The 25213-nt window shown below is 67.7% G+C and carries 27 protein-coding genes; 14 read left to right on the top strand and 13 right to left on the bottom strand.

The genetic code is table 11. From position 1 onward, the window contains the following. The first annotated feature begins 23 nt into the window (after nucleotides 1-23). Complete coding sequence (locus tag JNJ68_RS10650; RefSeq protein ID WP_294982246.1) at nucleotides 24-431, top strand: META domain-containing protein; 408 nt, start codon at nucleotides 24-26, stop codon at nucleotides 429-431. Nucleotides 432-446: 15 nt separating this feature from the next. Here the strand turns inward: JNJ68_RS10650 and JNJ68_RS10645 are convergent, their stop codons facing one another. Continuing rightward, a complete protein-coding gene (locus tag JNJ68_RS10645) occupies nucleotides 447-1391 on the bottom strand; it encodes an alpha/beta hydrolase (RefSeq protein ID WP_294982244.1) in 945 nt (314 codons plus the stop codon). Further along, complete coding sequence (locus JNJ68_RS10640; RefSeq protein ID WP_294982243.1) at nucleotides 1388-1675, bottom strand: SCP2 sterol-binding domain-containing protein; 288 nt, start codon at nucleotides 1673-1675, stop codon at nucleotides 1388-1390. Before JNJ68_RS10640 ends, JNJ68_RS10645 begins: the two co-directional genes overlap by 4 nt. A gap of 66 nt (nucleotides 1676-1741) precedes the next feature. Here JNJ68_RS10640 and JNJ68_RS10635 point away from each other — a divergent pair, with 66 nt between their 5' ends. The 5 genes from JNJ68_RS10635 (at nucleotide 1742) to JNJ68_RS10615 (ending at nucleotide 6651) form a co-directional block, all read left to right on the top strand. Beyond that, nucleotides 1742-2305, top strand: a complete 564-nt coding sequence (locus JNJ68_RS10635; protein ID WP_294982241.1) for a tetratricopeptide repeat protein — start codon at nucleotides 1742-1744, stop codon at nucleotides 2303-2305. A 3-nt stretch (nucleotides 2306-2308) separates the two neighbouring features. Continuing rightward, a complete protein-coding gene (locus JNJ68_RS10630; RefSeq protein WP_294982239.1) occupies nucleotides 2309-5140 on the top strand; it encodes a helicase-related protein in 2832 nt (943 codons plus the stop codon). Beyond that, the gene (locus JNJ68_RS10625) at nucleotides 5141-5461 is read left to right on the top strand and encodes an RNA-binding S4 domain-containing protein (RefSeq protein WP_294982237.1); all 321 of its coding nucleotides are present in this window, start codon (nucleotides 5141-5143) and stop codon (nucleotides 5459-5461) included. It begins immediately after the preceding gene. 52 nt (nucleotides 5462-5513) lie between these two features. After that, nucleotides 5514-5852 (top strand): ferredoxin FdxA, encoded by a 339-nt coding sequence (fdxA, locus tag JNJ68_RS10620; RefSeq protein WP_294982235.1) that lies wholly within the window; start codon nucleotides 5514-5516, stop codon nucleotides 5850-5852. 289 nt (nucleotides 5853-6141) lie between these two features. Next, entirely contained in the window at nucleotides 6142-6651 is a 510-nt protein-coding gene (locus tag JNJ68_RS10615) for a CarD family transcriptional regulator (protein WP_294982234.1), read from the top strand. Nucleotides 6652-6778: 127 nt separating this feature from the next. On the opposite strand, the gene JNJ68_RS10610 is transcribed toward JNJ68_RS10615, so the two are convergent. Together JNJ68_RS10610 and JNJ68_RS10605 are read right to left on the bottom strand one after the other, a co-directional pair. After that, on the bottom strand, nucleotides 6779-7330 hold the full coding sequence (locus tag JNJ68_RS10610) for a hypothetical protein (protein WP_294982231.1): 552 nt from the start codon (nucleotides 7328-7330) through the stop codon (nucleotides 6779-6781). Between the two features lie 107 nt (nucleotides 7331-7437). Next, a complete protein-coding gene (locus tag JNJ68_RS10605) occupies nucleotides 7438-8028 on the bottom strand; it encodes a riboflavin synthase (protein ID WP_294982229.1) in 591 nt (196 codons plus the stop codon). 129 nt (nucleotides 8029-8157) lie between these two features. On the opposite strand from JNJ68_RS10605, the gene JNJ68_RS10600 reads away from it, so the two are divergent. The 3 genes from JNJ68_RS10600 (at nucleotide 8158) to JNJ68_RS10590 (ending at nucleotide 12698) form a co-directional block, all read left to right on the top strand. Next, entirely contained in the window at nucleotides 8158-9438 is a 1281-nt protein-coding gene (locus JNJ68_RS10600) for a capsular biosynthesis protein (RefSeq protein ID WP_294982227.1), read from the top strand. Between the two features lie 85 nt (nucleotides 9439-9523). Then, nucleotides 9524-10666 carry a polysaccharide biosynthesis/export family protein gene (locus JNJ68_RS10595; RefSeq protein ID WP_294982226.1) on the top strand — a complete coding sequence of 381 codons (1143 nt, stop codon included), beginning with the start codon at nucleotides 9524-9526 and terminating at the stop codon, nucleotides 10664-10666. After that, the gene (locus tag JNJ68_RS10590; RefSeq protein ID WP_294982225.1) at nucleotides 10623-12698 is read left to right on the top strand and encodes a capsular polysaccharide biosynthesis protein; all 2076 of its coding nucleotides are present in this window, start codon (nucleotides 10623-10625) and stop codon (nucleotides 12696-12698) included. Before JNJ68_RS10595 ends, JNJ68_RS10590 begins: the two co-directional genes overlap by 44 nt. Nucleotides 12699-12758: 60 nt before the next feature. Here the strand turns inward: JNJ68_RS10590 and JNJ68_RS10585 are convergent, their stop codons facing one another. The 4 genes from JNJ68_RS10585 to ppk2 form a co-directional block, all read right to left on the bottom strand. Next, nucleotides 12759-14111 (bottom strand): MATE family efflux transporter, encoded by a 1353-nt coding sequence (locus JNJ68_RS10585; protein ID WP_294982223.1) that lies wholly within the window; start codon nucleotides 14109-14111, stop codon nucleotides 12759-12761. Between the two features lie 62 nt (nucleotides 14112-14173). Beyond that, nucleotides 14174-15121 (bottom strand): hypothetical protein, encoded by a 948-nt coding sequence (locus JNJ68_RS10580; protein ID WP_294982221.1) that lies wholly within the window; start codon nucleotides 15119-15121, stop codon nucleotides 14174-14176. Then, nucleotides 15106-15753, bottom strand: coding sequence for a DUF1007 family protein (locus tag JNJ68_RS10575; RefSeq protein ID WP_294982219.1), 648 nt, complete (start codon nucleotides 15751-15753; stop codon nucleotides 15106-15108). The genes JNJ68_RS10580 and JNJ68_RS10575 overlap by 16 nt, the downstream gene beginning before the upstream one ends. 79 nt (nucleotides 15754-15832) lie before the next feature. After that, nucleotides 15833-16759, bottom strand: a complete 927-nt coding sequence (gene ppk2, locus JNJ68_RS10570) for a polyphosphate kinase 2 (RefSeq protein WP_294982217.1) — start codon at nucleotides 16757-16759, stop codon at nucleotides 15833-15835. 149 nt (nucleotides 16760-16908) lie between these two features. Between ppk2 and JNJ68_RS10565 the strand changes: the two genes are divergently transcribed. Together JNJ68_RS10565 and JNJ68_RS10560 are read left to right on the top strand one after the other, a co-directional pair. Next, nucleotides 16909-17568 (top strand): glutathione S-transferase family protein, encoded by a 660-nt coding sequence (locus JNJ68_RS10565; RefSeq protein WP_294982216.1) that lies wholly within the window; start codon nucleotides 16909-16911, stop codon nucleotides 17566-17568. 104 nt (nucleotides 17569-17672) lie between these two features. After that, nucleotides 17673-18692: an LLM class flavin-dependent oxidoreductase gene (locus JNJ68_RS10560; protein WP_294982214.1), complete on the top strand. Its 1020-nt coding sequence runs from the start codon at nucleotides 17673-17675 to the stop codon at nucleotides 18690-18692. A gap of 72 nt (nucleotides 18693-18764) precedes the next feature. Here JNJ68_RS10560 and JNJ68_RS10555 read toward each other — a convergent pair whose 3' ends face one another. From JNJ68_RS10555 to JNJ68_RS10545, 3 genes are read right to left on the bottom strand one after another with little or no spacing between them, the layout of a single operon-like run. Then, on the bottom strand, nucleotides 18765-19157 hold the full coding sequence (locus tag JNJ68_RS10555; RefSeq protein ID WP_294982212.1) for a c-type cytochrome: 393 nt from the start codon (nucleotides 19155-19157) through the stop codon (nucleotides 18765-18767). Between the two features lie 55 nt (nucleotides 19158-19212). Further along, complete coding sequence (locus JNJ68_RS10550; protein WP_294982210.1) at nucleotides 19213-19887, bottom strand: ABC transporter ATP-binding protein; 675 nt, start codon at nucleotides 19885-19887, stop codon at nucleotides 19213-19215. After that, nucleotides 19880-21166, bottom strand: a complete 1287-nt coding sequence (locus JNJ68_RS10545) for a lipoprotein-releasing ABC transporter permease subunit (RefSeq protein ID WP_294982208.1) — start codon at nucleotides 21164-21166, stop codon at nucleotides 19880-19882. Before JNJ68_RS10545 ends, JNJ68_RS10550 begins: the two co-directional genes overlap by 8 nt. Before the next feature lie 181 nt (nucleotides 21167-21347). Between JNJ68_RS10545 and JNJ68_RS10540 the strand changes: the two genes are divergently transcribed. The 3 genes from JNJ68_RS10540 to JNJ68_RS10530 all read left to right on the top strand — a co-directional run bounded on the left by JNJ68_RS10540 (nucleotide 21348) and on the right by JNJ68_RS10530 (nucleotide 22556). Next, nucleotides 21348-21614: a hypothetical protein gene (locus tag JNJ68_RS10540; protein ID WP_294982207.1), complete on the top strand. Its 267-nt coding sequence runs from the start codon at nucleotides 21348-21350 to the stop codon at nucleotides 21612-21614. Nucleotides 21615-21777: 163 nt separating this feature from the next. Next, on the top strand, nucleotides 21778-22116 hold the full coding sequence (locus JNJ68_RS10535) for a metalloregulator ArsR/SmtB family transcription factor (protein ID WP_294982205.1): 339 nt from the start codon (nucleotides 21778-21780) through the stop codon (nucleotides 22114-22116). Further along, nucleotides 22113-22556 (top strand): SRPBCC domain-containing protein, encoded by a 444-nt coding sequence (locus JNJ68_RS10530; protein ID WP_294982204.1) that lies wholly within the window; start codon nucleotides 22113-22115, stop codon nucleotides 22554-22556. Before JNJ68_RS10535 ends, JNJ68_RS10530 begins: the two co-directional genes overlap by 4 nt. A 299-nt stretch (nucleotides 22557-22855) precedes the next feature. Here the strand turns inward: JNJ68_RS10530 and JNJ68_RS10525 are convergent, their stop codons facing one another. Together JNJ68_RS10525 and JNJ68_RS10520 are read right to left on the bottom strand one after the other, a co-directional pair. Further along, nucleotides 22856-24412 (bottom strand): trimethylamine methyltransferase family protein, encoded by a 1557-nt coding sequence (locus JNJ68_RS10525; protein ID WP_294982202.1) that lies wholly within the window; start codon nucleotides 24410-24412, stop codon nucleotides 22856-22858. Nucleotides 24413-24515: 103 nt separating this feature from the next. Next, nucleotides 24516-25208 (bottom strand): HAD family hydrolase, encoded by a 693-nt coding sequence (locus JNJ68_RS10520; protein WP_294982481.1) that lies wholly within the window; start codon nucleotides 25206-25208, stop codon nucleotides 24516-24518. Between the last annotated feature and the right edge of the window lie 5 nt (nucleotides 25209-25213).

The following is a 25213-nucleotide window of genomic DNA, read 5'->3' as shown; positions in this document are numbered from 1 at the left end:
ACCATCACGAAAGGACTGTCCCGATGACCCGTCTTGCCGTCCCCCTTGCGCTTGCCCTTGCCGCCGCCTCTCCGGCCTTTGCCACCGAGATCGGCGGCGAATGGCATCTGGTGGGGTTCGAGGGCCAGCGCGCGCCCGCGCCGCTGTCGATCACCTTCACCACCGGTGGCAAGCTGTCGGGCAAGGCGCCCTGCAACAGCTATTTCGGCAGCTACCAGGCCACGTTGCCCGAAATCTCGTTTTCGCCGCTGGGCGCGACCCGGATGGCCTGCGACAAGCTGGACGTCGAAACGGCATATTTCCAGGCGCTCCAGGCCATGACCAATGCCGAGGTGACGGATGAGCACCTGTTCCTGATCGGCCCCGAAGGCCGGGTGCTGGAGTTCAGCCGGACCGAAGAGGACGAGAACTGCTTCACCTGCGGCGACTGAAGGCGGCGCGGTGTCCTAGCGGTGCGCCTCGAACAGGGCCGCCGCACGGTCGAAGAACCGCGCCCGCACCGCCGGCCCTTCCATCATGATCTCGTGTTCGGCCCCCGGGTAAAGGTCCAGCTGCCCGTTCGCCCAACCCGCCATCCGCAGATGCACCGGGGGCACGTCCACCACCTTCTCCGCCGTCCCGATCGCGCAGATCGCCGGAACCTTCGGCGCGGGCAGCACGGCCAGCGCGGCGCATTCGTGCAGCGCCGCTTTCAGCCAGCCGATCGACGGCCCGCCCAGCGCAAGTTCCGGCACCTCGGCCACCTGGCGGCGCATGTAGCCCCACATCTCGCGGTCAGTCGTCAGCACGTTGCCAGCGAAGGGCGCTTGCAGCAGATAGGTCTCTGCGCTGGTCGAGGGCGCATAGCGGTTCACCAGGCCCAGCGGTCCGGCAAGGGCCGAGACAACGGAAGCCACGGGGCGCAGCCAGGCGGCCATGGCGATGCCCCACATCGGCGCCGAGAAGGCCGCGGCCCGCACCGGCAACCCACGCATCAGGCCACGCAGCCCGATGCAGCCACCCATCGAATGCGCGATCATGTAGAAGGGCTGCGGCAGGTCCTGACGCACAGCTTCGGCCAGCATCGCGTCCAGGTCCTGCTGATACTCGGCGAAATCTCCGACATGGCCTTCGCGGCGGTCGGGCAAGGCGCGGTCGGCCAACCCCTGCCCGCGCCAGTCGATCGTGATGACCGAAAAGCCGCGCGTGACCAGATCGCCCGCCGCGCGGCCATATTTCTCGATGCATTCCGTCCGGCCGGGTAGAAGCAGCACTGTGCCCCTGTCTCCGGCCTTCCACCAGGCTAATCGAATCCGGGCCGTGCCCGCCTGTGCCCAGACGACCGTCGCCCCGGGTGGCGCGTCGGCCAGTTCCGCATGGAACGGCGCAGGCAGGGCGGTCTCGTGCTTCACCCCAGCACCGAACCAAGCTTCATGGCGAGGCCCATGTTGCCGTCGACCGAAAGCTTGCCGGTCATGAAGGCCATGGTCGGGTTCATGTCGCCCTCGAGGATCGAGCGGAACACGTCGGCCTCGGCGGTCAGGGTCACGTCGGCCTCTTCGTCTGCGGCCCGGACGCCCTGCCCGTCCAGCATGATCGCCCCCTCACCGGGGATCACGAATTTCGCAATGCCGTCGAAGCCGCCCGACAGCTTGGCCGACAGCGCCTTGACGGCTGCATCAATCATTTCGCTCATCACAAGTCTCCGGTTCGTGACCCGGGCGCCACTGGCAATCTGGCGCGGATCGGCTACTTTCACGTTATGGGTCGTGAAGCCGCCATTCTCAATCGTATCGTTGCGGCACTTGTGCTGCTTTTCCTGACTTGCGCGGTCGCTCTGGCCGAGGATACCGCCAAGCTCGATGGTCTGTTCGAGCGGCTGAAGGTCGCGGACGAGGCGGAGGCAGGCCGGATCGAGCGGGAAATCTGGATTGAATGGTCGAAATCGGGCTCACCAGCCGAGGACCTCTTGTTGCAGCGCGGCAAGGATGCGATCGGCTTGGGTGACTATCCGGCGGCCATCGAGCATTTCACCGCGATCATCGACCATGACCCCGGTTTCGCCGAGGCCTGGAATGCGCGGGCGACGGCCTATTACATGGCGGGGGAGTTCGGCCCCTCGGTCGCCGACATCGGCAAGGTCCTGACGCTGAACCCCCGGCATTTCGGGGCGCTTTCGGGGCTGGCGATGATTCTGGAGGAAAGCGGCAAGCCGGAGAAGGCGCTGGAGGTCTACAAAGCGGCACTGGCGATCCATCCCCATCTTCAGGGCGCGGCCGAAGCGGTCGAGCGGCTGGAGACCGAAGCCGAGGGGCAGGAGCTTTAAGCCATGGATGCCACGCGGCGGGTGACGGCGGTCCTTGGGCCGACGAATACCGGCAAGACCCATCACGCCATCGACCGGATGCTGGCGCACCGGACGGGGGTGATCGGCCTACCGCTGCGGCTGCTTGCACGCGAGGTCTATGACCGCATCGTCGCCCGCGTCGGCCCCTCGGTCGTGGCGCTGGTGACGGGCGAAGAGCGGATCGTGCCCGAGCGGACGCAGTACTGGGTCTGCACCACGGAAGCGATGCCGCTGGAGATCGGTGCGGATTTCGTCGCGGTGGACGAGATCCAGCTTTGTGCCGATGCCGACCGGGGGCATGTGTTCACCGACCGGCTTCTGCGCGCGCGGGGGCTGAACGAGACGCTGTTCCTGGGGTCCGACACCATGCGGGGGGCGATTGCGGCGCTGGTGCCGCATGTGAGCTTCCTGAAGCGCGAGCGGATGTCGACGCTGACCTATGCCGGGTCGAAGAAGATCAGCCGGATGCCGCCACGGTCGGCCATCGTCGGGTTCTCGGTCGAGAATGTCTATGCGATCGCCGAGCTGATCCGGCGGCAGAAGGGTGGCTGCGCGGTGGTGATGGGGGCCTTGTCGCCCCGCACCCGGAATGCGCAGGTCGCCTTGTACCAGAACGGCGACGTGGACTATCTGGTCGCGACCGATGCCATCGGCATGGGGCTGAACCTCGACATCAAGCATGTGGCCTTCTCTGCCACCGCCAAGTTCGACGGCCGCCGGATGCGGGCGCTTTATCCGCAGGAGCTGGCGCAGATCGCGGGCCGGGCCGGGCGGCATACCGAGGACGGGACCTTTGGGGTCACGGGCGAGGCGCGGCCCTTCGACGAGGATGTGGTCGAGGCCATCGAGACCCACCGCTTCGCCCCGGTCCGGAAGCTGCACTGGCGCAACGAGGCGCTGGATTTCGGGAGCGCCGAGCGGTTGATCCATAGTCTGGAGGAGCCGACCCACAACGACTGGCTGACCCGCGCGCGGGAAGCCGACGACCTGTTGTCGCTGAAGGCACTGGCCGCCCTGCCCGAGGTGCAGGACAAGTTGACCGAACCGAAGCGGGTGCAGCTCCTCTGGGACGTGTGCCGGATTCCCGACTTCCGCTCCTCCTCCGGGGTGGAACACACGACCCTCCTGACCCGCATTTTCGAGTTCCTGGTCGGCCGGGGGCTGGGCGGGGGCCGCATCCCCTCGGACTGGCTGGCGCAGGCGATCAGGCGGATCGACCGGACCGAGGGCGACATCGATGCTTTATCGCGCAGGCTCGCCCATATCCGCACCTGGACCTACGTCACCCAGCGGAAAAACTGGGTCGAAGACGAAAGCCATTGGCGCGACGAAACCCGCGCTGTAGAAGACCGCCTGTCGGACGCGCTTCACGCGGCACTGACGCAACGATTTGTCGACCGGCGGACGAGCGTCCTCCTCCGCCGGTTGAAGCAGAAGGAGGCTCTGGTGGCCGAAGTGAACGACAAGGGCGAAGTGACGGTCGAAGGCGAATTCGCCGGGCGGCTGGAGGGCTTCCGCTTCCGGCAGGACGCCTCGGCGACCCCGGATGCCGCACGGACGCTGGCGCAGGCCGCATTGCAGGCGCTGAAGCCCGAGTTCCACCTGCGCGCCGACCGCTTCTACAACGCGCCGGACACCGAGCTGGACTTCACCGAACAGGGCGGCCTGATGTGGGGCAGCAATGCGGTGGGCAAACTGGTCAAGGGCGCCGAGCCCGCAAAACCGGCGGTCGAAGCCTTCGTGGATGAGGAAGCCGGGCCGGAAGTGGCCGAAAAGGTGCGCCGCCGGTTGCAGCATTTCATCGACCGCAAGGTGGCGGCGCAGTTTGAGCCGTTGCTGGCGATGGGCCGCGATGAGGCACTGACCGGCCTCGCCCGGGGGTTTGCGTTCCGGCTGTCGGAAGCGATGGGGGTTCTGCCGCGCGACGCGGTGGCCGCCGAGGTGAAGGAGCTGGACCAGGAGGCGCGGGGGGCCTTGCGCAAGCATGGCGTGCGCTTCGGCCAGTTCACCATCTTCCTGCCTGCGCTGCTGAAACCGGCGCCGACGCGGCTTCGGCTGGTCTTGTGGTCGCTCTGGAACGGCTTGCAGGAATTCCCCGAATCGCCGCCGCCCGGCCTGGTGACGATCCCTAACGTGGGCGAGGTTCCGAAACAGCATTACACGCTGGCGGGCTATCACCCCGCAGGTGCGCGCGCGATCCGCATCGACATGCTGGAACGGCTGGCCGATATCCTGCGGCAAAAGGACAGCCGTGCCGGTTTCGAGGCGACGCCCGACATGCTGTCGATCACCGGCATGACGCTGGACCAGTTCGCCGACCTGATGGCGGGCCTCGGCTACAAGGGCGAGAAGGCCGAACGGGTGAAGGTCAAGGCCGAGGTGGCAAAGGCTCCCGAAATCTCCGAGGAAGCCGCCGCCGCCATCGCCGCAGGCGTGCCGATCCCGGAGGAAGTCTCGATCCTCGCCCCCGTGGCGGAACCGGAAGCCGAAGCCGCGCCGGAGATGGAGGCCTTCTACACCTTCACCTGGGCGCCGAAACCTCGCCCGCGCCCGGAGCGTGCCCCCCGGCCCGAACGGAAGGAGGGCGAGGCCCGCGCGCCCCGCGGCGACCGCCCGCAGGGCGAGCGTCCCAAAGGGGACCGTCCGCGCGGCGACCGCCCGAAAGGCGACCGCCCCAAGGGCGACTACAAGGGCGGCAAACCGCAACGGGACGACCGGCAGAAGTCGTTCGAAGCCCGTCCGCCCCGCGCGGAAAAGCCCATCGACCCGGACAATCCCTTCGCCGCGCTGCTCGCGCTCAAGGGCAAGGTCTGATTGGCCGGGCCTTCGGGCAAGCCTGTGCCCGGCGCCGCCCCGAAGCTGCGGCTGGACAAATGGCTCTGGCAGGCGCGGTTCTTCAAGTCGCGCGGCCTTGCCGCCGAGGTGATCGAAGCGGGTTCCGTCCGGGTGAACGGGACCCGCACCTCCCGCCCCGGGCGCGACGTGACCGAGGGCGATACGCTGACATTTCCGCAGGGAGGCCGCATCCGCGTGGTGCGCATCCTGGCCCTGGGGTTGCGTCGGGGTCCGGCCACCGAGGCGCAGGCGCTCTATCTCGATCTTGAACCCTCTGCGGCACCGGACCCGCTTGAATGATCCGCCCGCATGGCCTAACTGGCAGTCAGACGCATCCCACCAGAGCCACGCCATGACCTATGTCGTCATCGACAACTGCATCGCCTGCAAATACACCGACTGCGTCGAGGTCTGCCCGGTCGACTGCTTCTACGAAGGCGAGAACATGCTGGTCATCCACCCGGATGAATGCATCGACTGCGGCGTCTGCGAACCGGAATGCCCCGCCGACGCGATCCGCCCGGATACCGAGCCGGACATGGAGGAATGGGTCAGCTTCAACCGCAAATATGCGGTGCAATGGCCGGTGATCGTGACCAAGAAGGACCCGCTGCCGGGCTATGAGGACCGCGACGGCGAGACGGGCAAGCGCGAGAAGTACTTCTCCGAGGCCCCGGGTGAGGGCGGCTGACCGTCGGCCCGATTCGCCCTCACAGCGTGGCACGAATCGGTTACGGAGCGCAAAACCTTGCGAATACAAGGCGTTGGTGCTGAACTGCCCGGTTTCGCGGCAGTTGGAATCAGTGCGCTTTTGTGTTATTGTTCGTTTACAAAGCAAGCATGGAAGCCTGACACCGGCTTAGAGCGTACCGCCTGGGCCAAATTCTTTTGTGACAATCCAAGCTCCACTCGCCTGAACCGGGGTTCAGGGCGCGCGGGGTGTTTGTCGCGGAAGGGGCGTCCTTACTGGGGAACCGTGAATGACCAAATCGAAGAAGCCTGAATTCCGCCCGAACGATTTCGTGGTCTACCCCGCGCATGGCGTGGGCAAGATCATCTCGATCGAAGAACAGCAGATCGCCGGGATTCAGCTGGAGCTTTTCGTCATCTCCTTCGAGAAGGACAAGATGACCCTGCGCGTCCCCACCCACAAGGCGCTGGACATCGGCATGCGCGCGCTGTCGGCCCCCGACGTGGTGACGAAGGCCCTGGACACGCTGAAAGGCAAGGCCAAGGTCAAGCGGGCCATGTGGTCGCGCCGCGCGCAGGAATATGAACAGAAGATCAACTCGGGCGACCTCCTGTCGATCGCCGAGGTGGTCCGCGACCTGCACCGCACCGACGACCAGCGCGAGCAGTCCTATTCCGAGCGCCAGCTCTACGAAGCCGCGCTGGAACGCCTGACCCGCGAAGTCGCGGCTGTGTCGGGTGTGGACGAGGCGGGCGCTGCGAAGCAGGTGGACAGCGTCCTGGTCGGCCGCGCGGCCTGAGCCTTCGCGGATGGAATACGGAACGGCGGTCCGAAGGGGCCGCCGTTTTCATTTTGCGCGGCGAGAGAGGCAGGGCGACTCCCGCCCCGGATCAGGTCCGGCGCGCGCTTTCCCTGCAGCAAGCGCCTCACCCGAAATACCGCTCCGCCGGCAGATAGCCCGCCAGCCGCCCCGCCGCGCACCAGTCGCGCTCCAGTCCCAGGTCGCCCACCAGGATCACCCGGTCCGAGGGCACCTTCCCCAGCGCCTGCCGCAGCACCGCCCGCACTTCGCCGAACCCGGCCAGCGCATAAGGGGCAGGATGGACCGCATCCAGCACCACCGGATTGGCGGTCTCCAGCAACCCCGGCGTCAGCGGCGCCACTGCCAGCGCCAACCGACCGCATTGCACTTCCTTCAACTTCAAGGCCCGCGCCTCAGGCATCGCGGGCCGCATCAAGGACACCCGCAAGGCATTGGAGGAAAACAGGAACGCCACCACGTCATGCCCGGTCATCGCCCGCACCCCGGCATAGGTCCTGTAGTCCAGCCCCAGCGCCTTGGCCCGTTTCACCCGCAACCGGACCACCTCGATGGGCAGCGTGGGCAACAGCCGCTCGCGCGCGGCCTGCCAGCAATGCTTCCGCCAGCTGACTCCGCCCTCGACCGAAGGCCCGCCGTTGTGCCCGATCCCGCCCATCACGAACTCCGAAGCATTTGACTCAAATTGTCTTTCACATTTGCACAAATATCCCACGGGAGGTCCGGAGGGTGTGAAACCCTCCGGGGCCAGCCAAAAGCAGGCCCTCAGTCATACTCGCGCAGCCGCGCCACATAGCGGGCCATGGTGTCGACCTCCAGGTTCACCTTGTCCCCCACCGCGACCTCGCCCCAGGTCGTCACCTCCTGGGTGTGCGGGATCAGGTTCACCCCGAATTCCGCCCCCGAAACCTCGTTCACCGTCAGGGAGGTGCCGTTCAATGCGACCGACCCTTTCGGCGCGATGAACTTCGCCAAAGCCTCCGGCGCGCGGAAGGTCACGCGGACCGAGCCGCCCTCGTGCCGGACCGAAACCACCTCGGCCAGCCCGTCGACATGGCCCGAGACGATATGTCCGCCCAGTTCATCTCCCACCTTCAGCGCGCGCTCCAGGTTGACGCGCTTGCCGGGGGTCCAGCCGCCAAGGTTGGTCTTCGACACCGTCTCGGCGGAAATCTCGACGTCGAACCAACCCTCCGGCCCCAGCGCCACCACCGTGAGGCAGACCCCGTCGCAGGCGATGGAGGCCCCGATGTCGATGCCGCCCACGTCATAACGCGTGGCGATCCGGGCGCGCAGGTCGCCTGTGACCTTCGTCTCGACGATCCGGCCGACATCGGTGACGATTCCGGTGAACATGGGCGTGCTCCTGATGCTTCGTTCCGAGGTAAAGCGCCCGGCCCGGGCTTGCAAGCCTGCCTCGCCGCGCGCCATGATCGGGCCACGCTTTCCTGTGAGACTGCCCGAAATCCCCGCAAGGCCCGCCCCGTGACCGACGCCCCCCGCCGCTTCCTCTTCCTGCAAGGGCCGCACGGCCCCTGGTTCCACCAGCTTGGTCGCCTGTTGCGCGCCGCCGGAGCCGAGGTCTGGCGCGTCGGCTTCAACCGGGGCGACCGGGCGTTCTGGCCGGGACCGGGCTACATCGCCTTCCAGGGCAGCCATGAGGCCTGGCCCGAGACCTGCGCCACGCTTCTCGACAGCCGGGGCATCACCGACCTCGTGCTCTATGGCGACACCAGGCCGATCCATGCCCAGGCCGTCGCGCTGGCCAAGGCGCGGGGGATCACCGTGCATGTCTTCGAGGAAGGCTACCTGCGGCCCTACTGGATCACCTACGAACGCGGCGGGGCGAACGGGCATTCCCGGCTGATGGACCTTTCCCTGCCCGAGATGCGCGCGGCGCTGGCGCGGGTCGACCCTGACCTGCCCGAGGTCCCGGCGACCTGGGGCGACATGCGCCAGCATATGTTCTGGGGCGCGCTCTACCACGGTTTCGTGGCACTGGGCTTGCGCGCCTACCGCAACTTCCGGCCGCATCGCAGCCTGACCGTGGGGCAGGAGTTCCTGCTCTACCTCAAGCGCTTCCTCCTGATGCCCGTCCACCGCTGGGAGCGCCGCCTTGCCACCCGCCGCATACGGCGCGGGGGGTTCCCCTATCACTTGGCGATCCTGCAACTGGAACATGACGCGAGCTTCCGCGACCATTCCCCCTTCGCCAGCATGACCGACTTCCTGGCGCTGGTGATCCAGGGCTTCGCCAGGGGCGCGCCGCCGCATCACCACCTGGTCTTCAAGGCGCATCCGCTGGAGGATGGCCGCGTGGCGCTGTTGCCGACGATCCGCCGCCTCGCGCGCGAGCACGGGATTGCGGACCGCGTCCATTTCGTGCGCGGCGGCAAGCTGGCGCAGCTTCTGAACGAGGCGCGCTCGGCCGTGACGGTGAATTCCACCGCCGGGCAGCAGGCGCTGTGGCGCGGCCTGCCGCTTCGTGCCTTCGGCACGGCGGTCTATGCCCAGCCCGAATTCGTCTCATCGCAGCCGCTGGACGCATTCTTCGCCGCGCCCTCCCGCCCCGACACCCGCGCCTACCGCGACTACCGGCATTTCCTCCTGGAAACCTCGCAGGTGGTGGGCGGCTTCTACTCCTCGCGGGGGCGGCGCGCCCTGCTGCGACAGGTGGTGGACCTGATGCTTTCGCCCGAAGATCCCTATCAGGCGCTGACCTCGGGCAAAGCGGCACCACGGCAACAGTTGCGGCTCGTGCGCTGAATGGCGCTTGTCGTGCTGGTCAACCCTTGGGCGTTTCGCTAGATTCACGCAACAATAACCCAAGGCAGAACGCGGGAACCGGGCAGTGACCTTCAGATCGTCCATCGCCGTCAGGGCGATTGTCCTTTTCACGTCGGTTGCGCTGGTGGCCGGTTGCGGGCTGCCGCGCTCGGGCCCGAACAAGCGCGAGGTCCTGTCCGGTTCGGTCGACAAGAAGGGCAATGCCTACATCGTGACCGTCACGCCCGACGTTTCGCGGGCCACCGCCGTGCAACCGACCTTCGGCTTCAGCGAAAGCTTCCGCAATGCCGGGGTCGTCGCCTCGGACATGATCTCGCCTGGCGACGCGATCAACATCACGGTCTACGAGAACGTGAAGGACGACCCGCTGCTGGGCAACACCGGGCAGCGCGTCTCGGGCCTCTCGACCGTGCAGGTCGACGGGCAGGGCTACATCTTCATCCCCTATGCCGGGCGCATCAAGGCCGCAGGCCAGACCAACGAGGGCCTGCGCCAGGCAATCACCCGCAAGCTGGAAGACCAGACGCCGGACCCGCAGGTCAGCGTGGTGCGACAGGCGGGCGACGGCTCGACCGTGTCGATCTCGGGCCAGGCGGGCGCCAATGGCGTCTATCCGATCGACGCCTCGACCCGGACTCTGGCCACCATGCTGGCCAAGTCGGGCGGCGTCACCATCGACCCGGCGACGGCCATCGTGCGGGTGACGCGCGGCGGGCATACCGGCAAGATCTGGCTGAACGACCTCTACCAGAACCCCGCGCTCGACATCGCGCTGCGCCCCGGCGACAAGATCATGATCGAGGAAGACAGCCGCAAGTTCATCGCTCTGGGGGCGACGGGGACGCAAAGCACGGTGCCTTTCGTGTCGCCGACCATGTCGGCGCTGGAGGCGATCGCGACAGTGGGCGGGTTGTCGACCATGTCGGCCGATCCGAAGGGCGTCTTCATCCTGCGCGACGAACCCGAAGGGATCGCCCGCAGCGTGCTGGGTCGGCCCGACCTGATCGGCGACCAGCGCATCATCTATGTCCTGAACCTGACCGAGCCGACGGGGCTGTTCGAGGCGCGCGATTTCCAGATCCGCGACGGTGACACGCTTTATGTGACCGAGGCACCGTTCGTGCAGTGGCAGAAGACGCTGGGCGCGATCACCGGATCGACAAATGCGGCGTCGAACCTGGCCAACACCGCGAACTCGGGCAACTGACCGCGCCGTGGCGGGCGGGGACGAAGGCTTGGCCGGCGTTCCCCGTCGGCTTTTCCACCAGAACCTGTCCCTGCTCCGCAACCGCCGCCTGCACCGGATGCTGGCGCTGGCCGGGCATGAGCTGCGCTTCGGTCTGCCCGGCCCCGGCGATGGCGTGCTGGTCTGGGGCGCCAGCCCGACCGCCTGGCGCGGCGAGGCGGTAGCCGCCCGGCGCGGGGTGCCGCTGGTGCGGGTGGAGGATGCCTTCCTGCGGTCCGTCCTGCCGGGGCGGGCGGGGGGTGCTGCGCCGCTTGGCCTGCTGGTCGACCCGGTGGGGGTGCATTTCGACAGCCGCGCGCCGTCCCGGATCGAGCAGGTCCTGGGTCATGCAGACTTGTATGATTCGAACATTTTTAATGAGGCTGGCCGGTTAATTCATTCTTTGATTGAAGCTGATTTGTCCAAATACAATAATTTCGACCCCGACCTGCCCTGCCCCGAGCCCGGCTATGTCCTGGTCGTCGACCAGACGCGCGGCGATGCGTCGATCCGGGCCTCGGGGGCTTCAGCCGCGACCTTCCGCGCGATGCTGGAGCGCGCGAAGGGCGATCACCCCGAGGCGCGTATCGTGCTTCGCAGCCATCCGGAGACCGCGCTTGGCCTGCGGGCGGGTCATTTCGGCGCAGGCGACGCCGGGGGCCGGGTGTCCCTGCTGACTGCGCCGGTCTCGCCACACCGGCTGCTGGCGGGGGCGGCGGCGGTCTATACCGTCTCCTCGCAACTGGGGTTCGAGGCGGTCCTGCACGGCCACCGCCCCCATGTCTTCGGCCAGCCGTTCTATGCCGGCTGGGGACTGACCCAGGACGAACAGCCCCTGCCCCGCCGCAGCCGCCGCCTGACGCACGAGGAGCTGTTCGTGGGGGCCATGCTGCTGACGCCCTTGTGGTACGATCCCTGCCGCGACCGGCTGTGCGGGCTGGAGGAGGTGATCCGCCAGCTGGAGGCCGAGGTCCGTGCCTGGCGCGAGGATCGGCATGGCCATGTCGCCGCCGGAATGCGGCTCTGGAAGCGGGGGCGGTTGCAGGCGGTCTTCGGCGGCGTGTCGCCCCTTCGGTTCCGCGACGATCCTGCGGCGGCGGACCGGCTGGCCGCGGCCACGGGGCGCGGCCTCCTCCTCTGGGCCGGGAAGGAGCCTGCCGGGTTCAAGCCCGAAGCTCCCTGCCTGCGGGTCGAGGACGGCTTCCTGCGCTCGCGCGGTCTGGGGGCCGAGCTTGTGCCGCCCGTGTCACTGGTGACGGATGACCTAGGCATCTACTACGACCCCACCCGCCCTTCGCGGCTGGAGGCATTGATCGCGACGCCGCTCACCGACAGCCAGCGCCGCCGGGCCGAGGCGCTGATCGCCCGGCTGCGGGCCGAGGGGCTGTCGAAATACAACCTTCCCGGCGCAGTCCCCCCGCTGCCCGAAGGCCATCGCATCCTCGTGCCGGGACAGGTGGAGGACGACGCCTCGATCCGCCTCGGCGCGGGGGAGCTGCGGACGAACCTTGCGCTGCTGCAGGCCGCGCGGGCCGCGAACCCCGACGCGGTGATCCTCTACAAGCCGCACCCGGACGTCGAGGCGGGCCTGCGCCCCGGCGCGGTGGATGCCACGGGACTGGCGGAGATGGTTCTTCCGGGCGTCGATCCGGCAGCGCTTCTGGCCCAGGTGCAGGAGGTCTGGACCATGACCTCGCTCATGGGCTTCGAGGCGCTCCTGCGCCGTGTCCCCGTCACCTGCCTCGGCGCGCCTTTCTACGCGGGCTGGGGGCTGACCCGCGACCTCGGACCCGTGTTTCCCCGCCGCACCGCCCGCCCCGACCTCGCGCAACTGGTCCATGCCGCCCTTGTCGCCTATCCGCGCTACTGGGACCCGGTCGGCCGCCGCCCCTGCCCGGTCGAGGTGGCGCTGGATCGGCTGGCCAGCGAAGACATCCCCCACCCCGGCCGCTGGAACCGCGCACTGTCCAAGCTGCAAGGCCGGTTCGCCAGCCTCGCGCATCTGTGGCGGTAAAGCTCCTCGTTCGACTTCGTCTTCTCGTCGCAAGGGCACCGCCAGCAAGGAGGAACGAAGTTACCGACGAGCGGCAATCCGCCAGAAGCGCGCCATCAGGCTGGCCGAGGCACAGGCAAGACCGACCACCAGACCCAGCCACAACCCCACGCCGCCGAAGCCCAGCGGGAAGGCCAGCACATAGCTGCACGGGATGCCGATCAGCCAGTAGCTGACCGCCGCCAGCCCCATCGGCACCCGCGTATCCTTCACGCCCCGCAGCAGGCCCAGTGCCATCACCTGCATCCCGTCGGCCAGCTGGAACAGCGCGGCCAGCCCCAACAGCACCACGCCATAGTTCAGGATCGCCGCGCTTTCCGGTTTCGTCATGTCGAGGAAGAGCGCCACGATCGGCCGCCCGAAGGACAGAAACAGCGCGACCGAGAAGAGCGCCACCCCGAACGAGATCGCCACCGAGACCTTCGCCGCCTGCCTGAGCTCCACCCTGTCCCCGGCCCCATCATAGCGGGCGATGCGGATCGTCGCCGCGCTGGACAGCCCGACATGCAGCATGAAGGTCAGCGCCGCGACCTCCAGCGCAATGCCATGCGCGGCCAGTTCCACCGTCCCGATCCAGCCCATCATCAACGCCGAGGCCTGGAAGAGCCCGCCCTCGGCCAGCCCCGTCAGCCCGATCGGCACCCCCAGCCGCCAGACCTGCCCCATCGCGTGCCAGTCCGGCCGCCAGAAGCGCTGGAACAGGTGGAACCGGCGCAGCTCAGGCAAGAGCCCCGCATAACCCGCCAGGATCGCCAGCGAGAACACCTGCACCACCAGCGTCGCCACCGCCGAGCCGCGCGCGCCCATCTCGGGAAAGCCCCAGTTGCCGAAGATCAGCGCCCAGTTCACCGCCACGTTCACCGCCACCGCGACCAGCGTCACCCAAAGCACGACCTGCGTCCGGTGCAACGCGGCAAGATAGCTTTGCAGCACGGTCACGCACAGCGCCGGCACCAGCCCGAACCCCGCGATCCGCAGGTAATCCTGCGCAATGGCCGAGACTTCGGGCTTCTGGCCCAGCGCCAGCAGGATCGCCTCGGACCACCAGAAGACCGGCAACACCACGATCCCGTAGGCGATGGAGAGCCACAGCCCCATCCGCGTGTCGCGGCGGACCTGAACCTCGTCGCCCCGGCCCATCGCGGTGGCGACCATCGGCATCACCGCCTTGGCGAAGCCCGAGCCCACCACGAAGATGATGAAGAACGAGGACGCCCCCAGCACAACCGCCGCCAGCGGCACCACGCCATACCAGCCGACCATGACCGTATCGGCCACATGCAGCGCCATCTGCGCCAGTGACGACCCGATCAGGGGCAGGCCCAGAACGAGGGTTTCCCTCGCATGGGTGGAATTGGACAGTTGTATAGTCATGCGGCAGGCTTACGCCGGGCCGTCGCCGTTCACAAGCCACCGCTTCCGCCGCGTCGCAGCGTCTAGAGGCTGCCGATCAAGAGGCCCAGCGCAGCCACGGCGATGATCGCGCCGACCGTCAGCTCGACGATCGGCAGCGCCCTGGCGAACCTGCCGAGCCCCAGCCCCGACAGCGCCCCCTCGCGCGCCCAGACCGCCATCAGCGCCGCCGAGACGGTGATCAGCGCCGTGCCGAGGCCCATCACCAAGGCCCCGACCACCCCGGCCAGCGCGATCCCCAGCTGGAAGGTGATGATCAGGATGAAGAGCGCCCCGGAACAGGGCCGAAGCGCGACGCCCAGAACCAGCACGGCCGCATCGCGCCAGCCGCCGACGGCCTCGACCTCGGCCAGCGTCGGCCCGTGGGCATGGGTGCAATGCGGTCCGTGTTGGTGATCATCATGGTCATGATGCTGGTGGTCATGATGGTGGTGATCGCCGTCATCCGGCGCTTCCGGACCCGCCCGGCCCCCCGCAACCTGCCGGCCCAGCCCCCTCAGCCCGCGCCAGACCAGCCAGAGGCCGAGCCCCGCGATCATCGCGTGGCCGGTCGGGGTCATCCAGCGGTTTGCCGCATCTTCCGCCGCCGCGCGGGTCAGTCCCAAGACCGCCAGCGTCGCATAGACCAGGGCGATGGCAACCACGGCCTGCGCCAGGCTGGCGGAAAGCGCCAGGCCCGCCAGCCGCGCCACCGGCACCCGGCGCGCAAGCCCGTAGCCGCCGATGACCAGCTTGCCATGCCCCGGCCCCGAGGCATGCAGCACGCCATAGCCCAGGCACAGGCCCCAGAACGCCAGAAGCGCCCCCGGCTCGCCCGCGCGCAGCGCCCGGATCGCGCCTGCCAGCCGGTCCTGCGCGGCCCGCTGCGCCGCCTGCACCAGCCGCGCAAGCTCCTCCAGCGACCCCGTGGCCCAGAGCAGGGCCAGGATCAGCGCGACCGCAAGGCCCGCCAGCGTCAGGGCGCGCCGCATGTCACCCGCACCTCGTCCGAGAATTTCGCCCCGACGGCCGGAAACTGCCCCTCGACATCGGCCCCCGGCGCGAATTCCTCCAGCGCGGCTTGCAGGGCCGCATCCGCAGCGTCGAGATCGGCCTCGAACACCTGCGCAACGCAGCCCGTGCCCCCCGTCACCACGGCGGGCGGAAGGATGACATGGGCGGCATAATAGCCGGGATCATAGGCCTGGATCACCAGCGGCACCTCGCCCACGGCCACGGGGGTCAGGATATCGCGGTAATGGGTCGACGACAGTTTCCCGTCCCGCCAGGACGCCGTCCAGTCCCGCGGGCCGGAAATGGCGATGGGCTTGCCGTCCATCAGGACATAGGTGTCGCCCTCGAACCCCTCGATCCATTTCATGTCGAAGCCATTGAGGCGCGTCTCTTCCTCGGCGGTCAGGATGCCGTCACCATCCGGGTCCAGCGACAGATCCCCGAAGATCAGCAGCGCGTAGAGGTCGTCATAGGTCCAGCCGATCCGCAGCGCCGTCGCTTCGTTCCGGTCGTTCAGGATCACCTCGAACCGGGTGTCGATCCAGACATGCGGATGCGCCAGCGCGGGAGCCGGGATGAGCAGCAGGGTGACAAGCGCCAAGGGTCGCATGATGCCGACAACACTAGTGCCACGGGACGGGCCGCGCCAAGCGCCGCCCGGACTGTCGGCGCGCGATTGCCGAAGACGATCAGCCCCGCTGCATCGCCGGATGGGTCGCCGCATCGTAGATGTCGGGCGCCATGCCCAGCACCTGCTGCGCGCGGCCCACAATCAACGGGTCGGGGCTGCCCACCACCGCAGGGTCCTTGTTCGGATAGTCCAGCGTCGACAGGAAATGCCGCATGCAGTTCAGCCGCGCGCGCTTCTTGTCGTTCGACTTGACGATCACCCAGGGCGCATCGGCGGTGTCGGTATAGAAGAACATTGCCTCCTTCGCCTCGGTATAGTCGTCCCAGCGATCGAGGCTGGCCTTGTCGATGGGCGAGAGCTTCCACATCTTCAACGGGTCGGTCTCGCGCGCCATGAACCGCGCCCGCTGTTCCTCGCGCGTCACGCTGAACCAGTATTTGTAAAGCCTGATCCCCGACCGGGCCAGCATCCGCTCGAACTCCGGGGCCTGGCGCATGAACTCCAGGTATTCCGACGGCGTGCAGAAGCCCATCACCCGCTCCACCCCCGCGCGGTTGTACCAGCTGCGGTCGTAGAACACCATTTCGCCCGCCGTCGGCAGATGGGCGATATAGCGCTGGAAGAACCACTGGCCCTTCTCCACGTCACTGGGTTTGGTCAGCGCGCAGACCCGGGCATAGCGCGGGTTCAGATGCTCCATGAACCGCTTGATCGTGCCGCCCTTGCCCGCCGCATCGCGCCCCTCCATCAGGATGACGAACTTCTGCCCGGTCTCCTGCGCCCAGATCTGCACCTTCAGCAGCTCGGCCTGCAACTTGGCCTTCTCGGCCTCATAGGTCGCGCGGCCCATCAGCCGGGCATAGGGGTAACGGCCGGATTCGAAGGCCTGGTGCAGCGGGCTTGACGCCACCGGAAAGGTCTTCGGGCCGGGCGCGGCGTCAGGCACCTCGGCGGCGGGGCTCACGATCTTCACGCTGTCTTCCATACGGGCACCTCCCATGCACATCACTCTGGGATCATTGCACGGCCTGCGGCATTTTGCCTTGATCCCGATCAAGACCCCGGCGCTTTCACGCCCCCTTTTGCTTCCCTGCCTCAGCGCATAGGCTGGCTGCAGCTTCGATGGAGTCCCCCATGCCCACCCTCTACGGCGTCTTCCGCAGCCGCGCCTCGCGCCCGATCTGGCTGCTTTACGAGTTGGACGAGGCCTTCGACCATGTCCCGGTGATCCAGGCCTACCGCCTGCCGCAGGCCAGCGCCCCCGATGCGCCGCTGAACACGACCTCGGGCAGCTTCCTGACGGTGAACCCGCAGGGCCAGATCCCGGCCTATGTCGAGGGCGACCTGGTGCTGACCGAGTCGCTCTCCATCACCAATCACATCGCCCGCACCCGTGGCGGAAGCCTTGGGCCGCAGACCCCGGCGGAACAGGCGCTGATCGACCAGTGGACCCTGCTGGCCGTCACCGCCGTCGAAGGCCCTGCGCTGGAGATCCAGACCATCATCGGCGCGGGCGGCGACAAGACCCCCGAAGGTCAGGCTGCCATCGGCATCGCCGCCGAAAAACTCCGCCGACCCCTGAAGCGGCTTCAGGCCCATCTCGCCGCGCATCCGTATCTGGTGGGCGACCGCTTCACCGTGGCCGACCTGAACCTCGCCGAATGCCTGCGCTATGCCCAGGGACATCCCACTTTGCTGGCGGAATTCCCGGCGGTGAAAGCCTGGCTGGAAACCTGCCAGTCGCGCCCGGCCTTCCAGCGGATGTGGGCCGCGCGGATGGCGGAACCGGCGTAAACCGGCAGAGAGCTTGTGCGATCCGGCCCTCCCCTGCCCCTCGCGCCGGTGGCGGGCCGCACCTACCTTCCCGTCAACGAAACGTATCCGGGAAAGGTCCCGCCATGAAGAAGATCGGTTTTCTCTCCTTCGGCCATTGGTCCGACGAGCGCGGCTCTGCCGTCCGCTCCGCCGCCGATGTGCTCACCCAATCCATCGAACTCGCCGAAGCCGCCGAGGAACTGGGCGCGGATGGCGCCTATTTCCGCGTCCACCACTTCGCCCGCCAGCTCGGCTCGCCCTTCCCGCTGCTGGCCGCCGTCGGCGCCCGGACGAAGCGGATCGAGATCGGCACCGGCGTCATCGACATGCGCTACGAGAACCCGTTCTACATGGTCGAGGATGCCGGTTCCGCCGACCTCATCTCCGGCGGCCGCCTGCAACTCGGCATCTCGCGCGGCAGCCCCGAGCAGGTGATCGACGGGTGGCGCCACTTCGGCTATGCGCCGAAAGACGGCGAAACCGATCAGGACCTCGCCCGCGACCACGCACTGACCTTCCTGAGGCTGCTCGAGGGCAAGGGCTTCGCCAAGCCCAACCCGCGCCCGATGTTCCCGAATCCGCCCGGCCTTCTCCGGCTGGAACCGCATTCGCCGGGCTTGCGCGACCGCATCTGGTGGGGCGCCGCCTCGGACGCAACCGCGGAATGGGCGGGCACTTTGGGCATGCACCTGCAAAGCTCGACCCTGAAATGGGATGAATCGGGCGAGCCGCTGCACCTCCAGCAGACGACGCAAATCCGCAAGCACCGCGAGGCCTGGAAAGCCGCCGGGCACGCAGGCCAGCCCCGCGCCTCGGTCAGCCGCTCGATCTTCCCGATCACCAGCGACCTTGACCGGATGTATTTCGGCCAGGGCCGCCCGGAACAGGACCAGATCGGCGTGATCGACAACACCCGCGCCGTCTTTGGCCGCAGCTATGCGGGCGAACCGGACCAGCTGATCGAGGAACTGCGCAAGGATACCGCCATCGCCGAGGCCGACACGCTGCTTCTCACCGTGCCCAACACCCTCGGCGTCGACTACAACGCCCATGTGATCGAGAGCATCCTGAAACACGTCGCGCCCGCCCTCGGCTGGCGCTGACGGCGCAGCACGGGCCGGGAAGGCGCGTGCCACGCCTCGTCCTGGCCCAGACACCCCGCGGAAGGTCCGCCGCTAGTCCTGGAGGCTTTTCAGATATTCCGCGATCTGCACCAGCCGCACCGGCGTGGGCGTCCCGATCCCGTCGCCCCCGTCATAGGGCACCAGCTCGCCCTGCAACAGCGGCCCGAACTGCGGCATGGGCGAGCTGCCGTCACGACCGCCGGTATAGCCCCAGATCTTCGCCATCACCCGCGTCCCGGGAAATACCCCGCCATTCCGCGCCGACAGTCGCGTGAGATCCGCAGGCTTGCGGTCCAGCGTCGCCGCCGCACCGCCGTCACCCTTGCCGCCCGCGCCATGACAGGCGGAACAGAAGGTCGCGAAATCCTCGGCCCCGCTGGGAACCTTGTCCTTCTCCACGCAGGCCGCCAGCGCAAGGACCGGGATCATGAGCATCAGTCGCATGAAGAGGCTCCTCCTTTTCCGCAGCTTGCCGGGATCCGTCGCAAGGCGCCTTGATTCATGTCACCCGGCCCTCGGTCAGCCGCACCACCCTGTCCATCCGCGCCGCCAGGTCCATGTTATGCGTCGCGATCAGCGCCGAGAGGCCCGTCTCCCGTACCAGCTCCATCAGCACCCCGAACACCTGGTCCGATGTCGCCGGGTCGAGGTTCCCCGTCGGCTCGTCCGCCAAGAGAAGCTTCGGCCCGTTCGCCAGCGCCCGGCAGAAGGCCACCCGCTGCTGCTCGCCCCCCGACAAGGCCGCCGGACGATGCCCCGCCCGCGCGCCGAGGCCGACCTTGCCCAGCAGCTCCATCGCCCGCGCTTCAGCCGCCGACTTCGCCACCCCGTTCGCCAGCTGCGGGATCACCACATTCTCCAGCGCGGTGAACTCGGGCAGGAGGTGATGGAACTGGTAGATGAATCCCACCTCCGCCCGCCGCGCCTCGGTCCGGGCCTTGTCGGAAAGCCCCCCCATCTCGCGCCCGCCCAGCCGCACCATGCCCGCATCCGGCACGTCCAGAAGCCCCGCGATGTGCAGCAGCGTCGACTTCCCCGCGCCCGACGGGGCGACCAGGGCCACCACCTCGCCCTTGGCCACGGTCAGCGAAGCCCCCCGCAGCACCAGCACCTCCGAAGGCTTGCCCCGGTTGTAGCCCTTCTCGATCCCCTGAAGCTCCAGCATCTCACTCATAGCGCAGCGCCTCGACCGGGTTCATCCGCGCCGCCCGCCGCGCCGGCAAGAGCGTCACCACGAAGGACAGGACCAAGGACAAGACCACCGCCGACAGCACATCCCCCGCCTGCAACTTGGCCGACAGGTGATAGATCGGCCGCACCGTCGGGTCCCAGACCCCGCCCCCCGCCAGCCAGTTGATGAAATCGAAGATCGGCGTGAAATAGACCGAGAAGAGGCACCCCAGCGCGACCCCCAGCAAAGTCCCCGCCACCCCGGTGAACGCCCCGCACAGGAAGAACACCCGCAGGACCGAGCCTTCGGTCAGCCCCATCGTCCGCAAAATCCCGATGTCCCGGCCCTTGTTCTTCACCAGCATGACGAGGCCCGAGATGATGTTCATGCTGGCGATCAGGACCAGGATCGACATCAGGATGAACATCATGTTGTCCTCGACCGTCAGCGCCCGCAGGAAGGCGCCGGAACTGTCCTTCCAGCTCCAGAGCATCGCCTCCGGCCCCCCCGCCGCCATCAGCGCCGGGCCGTAGCTGTCGATCTCCTCCGGGTGGTCGACCATCACCTGGAACTCGTCCACCCGGCCCTCGGCGTTGAAGAAGGCCTGCGCCTCGGCCAGCGGCAGATAGGCCCGCGTCCGGTCGATATCCGGGCTGCCGGTGTTGAAGACATAGACCACGTCATAGGCGTTGACCCGCGGCGTCGATCCCAGCGCCGACTTCACCCCGTTGGGCGAGATCAGCCGCACCCGGTCGCCCACCGTCACCCCCAGCTCGCGCGCGATCCCCGATCCCAGCGCCACCCCGCGCTCGAAATCGGCGATATTGCCCAGATCGTCGCCGCCTTCGTGCATCGCCGGGATCGCCGCAAAATCCGCCTCCCGCATCCCGTAGACCTCGGCGCCGGAGTTTTCCTCGCCGTCCGAAACCATGACCTGCCCGCGCACCACCGGCGCCGCTTCGACCACGCCCGGCACCTTCGCCAGCGCGGCGTCGATCTCTCCGGTATCGGCGAAACCGCGCAGCATCCGGCCGTCGGCATCGAGCTGGCCGGTGGTGTAGACCGTCACATGCGCATTCGCCCCCAGGATGGTGTTGACGAATTCCTCGCGGAACCCGGCGCGGACCGCCATCGTCGCGATCAGCGCGAAGACCGCGAGCGTGATCCCGATCAGGCTGATCCAGGTCATCACAGAGACCCCGCCCTCGGCCCGTCTTGCCCGCAGATAGCGCCAGGCGATCATGAACTCGAAGCCGGAAAAGGGGGTGGTTCTCGTTGCCATTCGCTCTCGCCCAAAACTGGCGCGACCTTCGGGTAGCGGGGCGGAAAGGTCAAGCCACAGCCCCGTCAGCGCGGATTTCCGCACAGGCCCGACGACACCTCCTGCCACGCTGCAGGCGGTGCGCTAGGGTGACGATGCGGCGATTTCCGTCGCGCACATCATACCGATAACGAGGGACACCATGCGTTTTGCATCGACCATTCTGGCGCTGGCCGCCACCGGCTTTCTGGCCGCCTGCGATGAGGAAACCTGCACCCAGGAAATCGCCACCAAGAAGGCCACCGACCTGACGACGAAGATCCAGGAAATGGCCACCTCCGATCCGGCGAAAGTCGCCGAACTGGCGCCCAGGCTCCAGGACCTCGCGACCAAGGCCTCTGCGGGTGGTGACGATCTTTCCGCCACCTGCAAGGCGCTGGACGAGATGATGGCGGAACTGTCGAAGTAAGGCCCCGGTCCGGGCCTCATGCGGGGCCCGGCTCCCTCACCTGTCTGATCCCGAACTCCCTCCCCATCCGTTCGCAGCCCGTTGCCCAGCCGCCTCGGCGGTCCCATGTACTATTTCATCAATCCGTTATATAAGTGATTTGTTACATAACGGATATGGCCCGATGCCTCCGCTCGACGCCCCCTTTGCCGCCCTCGCCGACCCCACCCGCCGCGCGATCCTCGCCCGGCTGGCGCAAGGCGAGGCCACCGTGCAGGACCTCGCCCGCCCCTTCGCGATCAGCCAGCCTGCGATCAGCCGCCACCTCAGGGTGCTGGAGGACGCGGGCCTCATCGAGACCCGCATCCAGGGCACCGCCCGTCCGCGCCGCCTGCAGCCTGACGCCATCGCGCAACTCTGGCACTGGCTTGGCCAGTATCGCGCGCTCTGGGAAGACCAGTTCCAGCGTCTCGACGCCGTGCTCGACCGCCTCGACGACCAACCGGAAGGACCGACACCATGACCCAGGCCCAGCTTGCCCTCGACGGCGACACCGACGTCGTGATCCGCCGCAGCTTTTCGCACCCCCCGGAAAAGGTCTGGCGCGCCCTGACCGAACCCGCGCTGATCCGCCAGTGGCTCTCGCCCGACCTCACCGATTGCCGGATGGACGCCCGCCCCGGCGGCAGCTTCCGCTACGACTGGCCGGCGTTCTTTTTCTCAGGCCCGGTCCTTGAAGCCCGCGCCCCGCAGCACATGGTCCTTGTCGAGCATTTCAACGGCGACACCACGCAAGGCCCGACCGTCACCACCACCCTTGCCGCCGACGGCTCCGGCACCAGAATGACCGTGGTGATGCGCTACCAGGACGCCGCCGCGCGCGCGACTGCCATCGAACAGGGCTTCACCGACGGCATCGCCGAAGTCTACGGCCGGATCGAACAGGTGAGCTTCCCCACCTGACCCGAGTCCGCTGAAAAACCCTTTCACATTTGCCCAAATATCCCCGCCGGAGGCCCTTCACCCGAGCCGGTTGCGCGTTCTTCACGCGCAGAGGCGAGACAAAAGGCTTGCGGCGCAGCCGCTCGATTCGAAAGCCGCCCCAACCCGCGACACCGCCGCGCGCCGCCCCGCAGGGACGGTCAATCTGCGCCCCAAGGCGCAGGTTGACCCACCACTTCAACCCGTTAAGAATCCCCTAACGCCCACGACCAACCCCTTGTTGCCAAAGGATCATCCCGATCTGTCCACCGTGGACAGGTTCAGAAATCGGTCGGCGCCCCGCCCTCCTGCTTCCGCCGCGCGACGAAGCGTTGCAGCTCCTCCAGGTGGTCCCCGTTCATCTCCGGCGCCTCGAATTCGGCCAGGATCTGCTTGTAGATCCGGTGCGCCCGTTCGACCGTCCACACCGACCCGTCCGCAGCCCAGGCCTCATAGTTCCGCCAGTCCGACACGAAGGGCGCATAAAAGGCGTGCTGATAGCGGTCCTGGGTATGCTGGATGCCGAAGTAGTGCCCGCCCGCGCCCACCTCCCTGATCGCGTCGAAGGCCAGGTCTTCATCCCGCGTCGCGAAGGTCACGTCCTCGAAATAGCGCTGGATCATCTGCAGGACCTCGCAGTCCATGATGAACTTCTCGGGGCTCGCGATCAGCCCCCCCTCCAGCCAGCCCGCGGCGTGATAGACCATGTTGGTCCGGCTCTGCACCGCCGCCCACAGGCTGTTCGAGGTCTCCCACATCGCCTGCCCGTCCGGCACGTTCGCCGCGCAGACGCCAGAGGACCGCAAGGGCACCCCGTAGAACCGCACCAGCTGCCCGGTCATCTGTGTCGCCCGCATGTATTCCGGGGTGCCAAAGGCCGGTGCCCCCGACTTCATGTCGACGTTCGAGGTGAAGGTCCCGATCGCCACCGGACAGCCCGGCGCAATGTATTGCAAGAGCGCAACCGCCGCCAAGGCCTCGGCGATCGACAGCGCCACCGCGCCAGACATCGTCACCGGCGCCATCGCGCCCGCCAGCGTGAAGGGCGTCACCACCACCGGCTGCCCGCGTTTCGCCATCCGCATCGCCCCGTCCAGCATCGGATAGTCGTGCTTCAGCGGCGAGACCGAGTTGATGTTGGTATACATCCGCGGCCTGGCCTGGAACTCGCTTTCCGTCAGCCCACCCGCAATGCGGACCATCTCCATCACGTCTTCCACCCGCTCGGCCCCCAGCGAATAGGCGTGGACGACCTTGTCGGTCAGCGTCAGTTTTTCATAAAGGCAGTCCAGGTGGCGGACACTGGCGTGAACATCCACCGGCTCCACCGGGTAGCCGCCCGCGACGTGGATGCAGTTGAAATACTGCGTCAGCTTCATGAATTCCCGGAACGTCTCGAAATCGCCCGAGCGCTTTCCACGCTCCATGTCCCAGGCGTTCGGCGGCGAGGAGACGTTCACGAACAGCATGTGCTTGCCACCCATGATCAGTTCGCGATCCGGGTTGCGCGGGGTGATGGCGAAGCTCTCCGGCGCGCGCCCGACCATCTCCATCACGAAGTCCTCGTCCATCCGGACGTTGGTCCCGTTGACGATGCAGCCCGCCTTGCGCAGGCGCTCCACCGCGTCCGGGTTCAGGAACTCGATCCCGATGTCGCGCAGGATGCGCATCGCGGTCTTGTGGATGCGTTGCACCCCCTCGGCATCCAGCGGCTCGACCGGAGCGTCCGGGTTCACCGGGATCCGCCAGGGCATCTGGTCGATCACCGCCGTTCCCGCCCGGACCTTCATCCCCGCCCGACCCCCGGCGCGTTTCCTGCGGGCTGGTTCATCGGTCATCGTCATTCTCCCTTGGCTTCAGCCAAGGATGACGGAACCCGCGCAGGAGTGGTCACTGCGTTTGCGACGAAAAGCGTCGTTTTTTGCAGATCGCACTGAAGGATCAGGCTTTCAGGCCGGAAAGCCAGTCCGGCAGCGCGCCGATGTCGTCCAGCACCACATCGGCATGGGGCGCCAGTTCCTCGCGACGGGCGATTCCTGTCAGCACTGCGACCACCCGCATCCCCGCCGCGCGGCCGGCTTCCAGATCATGTCGACTGTCGCCCACCATGGCGACCCGGGCAGGCTCCAGCCCAAGCGCGCGCGCAAAGGCCAGACACATCCCCGGCCCCGGCTTCGCCCCATGGCCCGAGTCGTAGCCGGAGATGAAATCGAAGCAATCGGTGATCCCGTGGTTGGCCAGATGACGCCGGGCCGGGGCCTCGGAATCGTTCGTCGCCACCCCCAACCGCAAGCCTTGCCCGCGCAGCGCCGCGAGGAGCGGGCGCAGGGGCACCGCCTCGGACATCGGCGCCTGGCCTGCGCTGGCGTCGATCCGCTCGGTCAGTTCCCCGACCGTTACACCCGGCAGTTCCGGTTGCAGCGCGGCGGCAATGTCGGCAGCGGTGGCGGCGATCACCGGGCTGTCGGGCGCAAAGCTGCCATTGTCGAGGTCGAAGCCGATGGCCCGCCCCAAACGCCGGGCATGGGCGGCATCGGTCGCGATCCGGGTCAGGAAGTCCTTCGCCCAGCGGCCCCAGCTGACCCGGAAGTCGAACAGGGTTCCGTCCTTGTCGAACAACAGGCCGTCTATCATCGCCA

Source organism: Tabrizicola sp., assembly GCF_016793705.1.
Classification (GTDB): Bacteria; Pseudomonadota; Alphaproteobacteria; order Rhodobacterales; family Rhodobacteraceae; genus Tabrizicola.
This window is presented reverse-complemented; position numbering and strand designations above follow the sequence as displayed.

Bases quoted from the DNA above. Each gene is read 5' to 3' on its own strand.
- JNJ68_RS10650 (WP_294982246.1), top strand. From the start codon at position 24: ATGACCCGTCTTGCCGTCCCCCTTGCGCTTGCCCTTGCCGCCGCCTCT.
- JNJ68_RS10640 (WP_294982243.1), bottom strand. From the start codon at position 1,675: ATGAGCGAAATGATTGATGCAGCCGTCAAGGCGCTGTCGGCCAAGCTG.
- JNJ68_RS10635 (WP_294982241.1), top strand. From the start codon at position 1,742: ATGGGTCGTGAAGCCGCCATTCTCAATCGTATCGTTGCGGCACTTGTG.
- JNJ68_RS10630 (WP_294982239.1), top strand. From the start codon at position 2,309: ATGGATGCCACGCGGCGGGTGACGGCGGTCCTTGGGCCGACGAATACC.
- fdxA (WP_294982235.1), top strand. From the start codon at position 5,514: ATGACCTATGTCGTCATCGACAACTGCATCGCCTGCAAATACACCGAC.
- JNJ68_RS10615 (WP_294982234.1), top strand. From the start codon at position 6,142: ATGACCAAATCGAAGAAGCCTGAATTCCGCCCGAACGATTTCGTGGTC.
- JNJ68_RS10610 (WP_294982231.1), bottom strand. From the start codon at position 7,330: ATGGGCGGGATCGGGCACAACGGCGGGCCTTCGGTCGAGGGCGGAGTC.
- JNJ68_RS10605 (WP_294982229.1), bottom strand. From the start codon at position 8,028: ATGTTCACCGGAATCGTCACCGATGTCGGCCGGATCGTCGAGACGAAG.
- JNJ68_RS10590 (WP_294982225.1), top strand. From the start codon at position 10,623: ATGCGGCGTCGAACCTGGCCAACACCGCGAACTCGGGCAACTGACCGC.
- JNJ68_RS10585 (WP_294982223.1), bottom strand. From the start codon at position 14,111: ATGACTATACAACTGTCCAATTCCACCCATGCGAGGGAAACCCTCGTT.
- JNJ68_RS10580 (WP_294982221.1), bottom strand. From the start codon at position 15,121: ATGCGGCGCGCCCTGACGCTGGCGGGCCTTGCGGTCGCGCTGATCCTG.
- JNJ68_RS10575 (WP_294982219.1), bottom strand. From the start codon at position 15,753: ATGCGACCCTTGGCGCTTGTCACCCTGCTGCTCATCCCGGCTCCCGCG.
- ppk2 (WP_294982217.1), bottom strand. From the start codon at position 16,759: ATGGAAGACAGCGTGAAGATCGTGAGCCCCGCCGCCGAGGTGCCTGAC.
- JNJ68_RS10565 (WP_294982216.1), top strand. From the start codon at position 16,909: ATGCCCACCCTCTACGGCGTCTTCCGCAGCCGCGCCTCGCGCCCGATC.
- JNJ68_RS10560 (WP_294982214.1), top strand. From the start codon at position 17,673: ATGAAGAAGATCGGTTTTCTCTCCTTCGGCCATTGGTCCGACGAGCGC.
- JNJ68_RS10555 (WP_294982212.1), bottom strand. From the start codon at position 19,157: ATGCGACTGATGCTCATGATCCCGGTCCTTGCGCTGGCGGCCTGCGTG.
- JNJ68_RS10550 (WP_294982210.1), bottom strand. From the start codon at position 19,887: ATGAGTGAGATGCTGGAGCTTCAGGGGATCGAGAAGGGCTACAACCGG.
- JNJ68_RS10545 (WP_294982208.1), bottom strand. From the start codon at position 21,166: ATGGCAACGAGAACCACCCCCTTTTCCGGCTTCGAGTTCATGATCGCC.
- JNJ68_RS10540 (WP_294982207.1), top strand. From the start codon at position 21,348: ATGCGTTTTGCATCGACCATTCTGGCGCTGGCCGCCACCGGCTTTCTG.
- JNJ68_RS10535 (WP_294982205.1), top strand. From the start codon at position 21,778: ATGCCTCCGCTCGACGCCCCCTTTGCCGCCCTCGCCGACCCCACCCGC.
- JNJ68_RS10530 (WP_294982204.1), top strand. From the start codon at position 22,113: ATGACCCAGGCCCAGCTTGCCCTCGACGGCGACACCGACGTCGTGATC.
- JNJ68_RS10525 (WP_294982202.1), bottom strand. From the start codon at position 24,412: ATGACCGATGAACCAGCCCGCAGGAAACGCGCCGGGGGTCGGGCGGGG.
- JNJ68_RS10520 (WP_294982481.1), bottom strand. From the start codon at position 25,208: ATGATAGACGGCCTGTTGTTCGACAAGGACGGAACCCTGTTCGACTTC.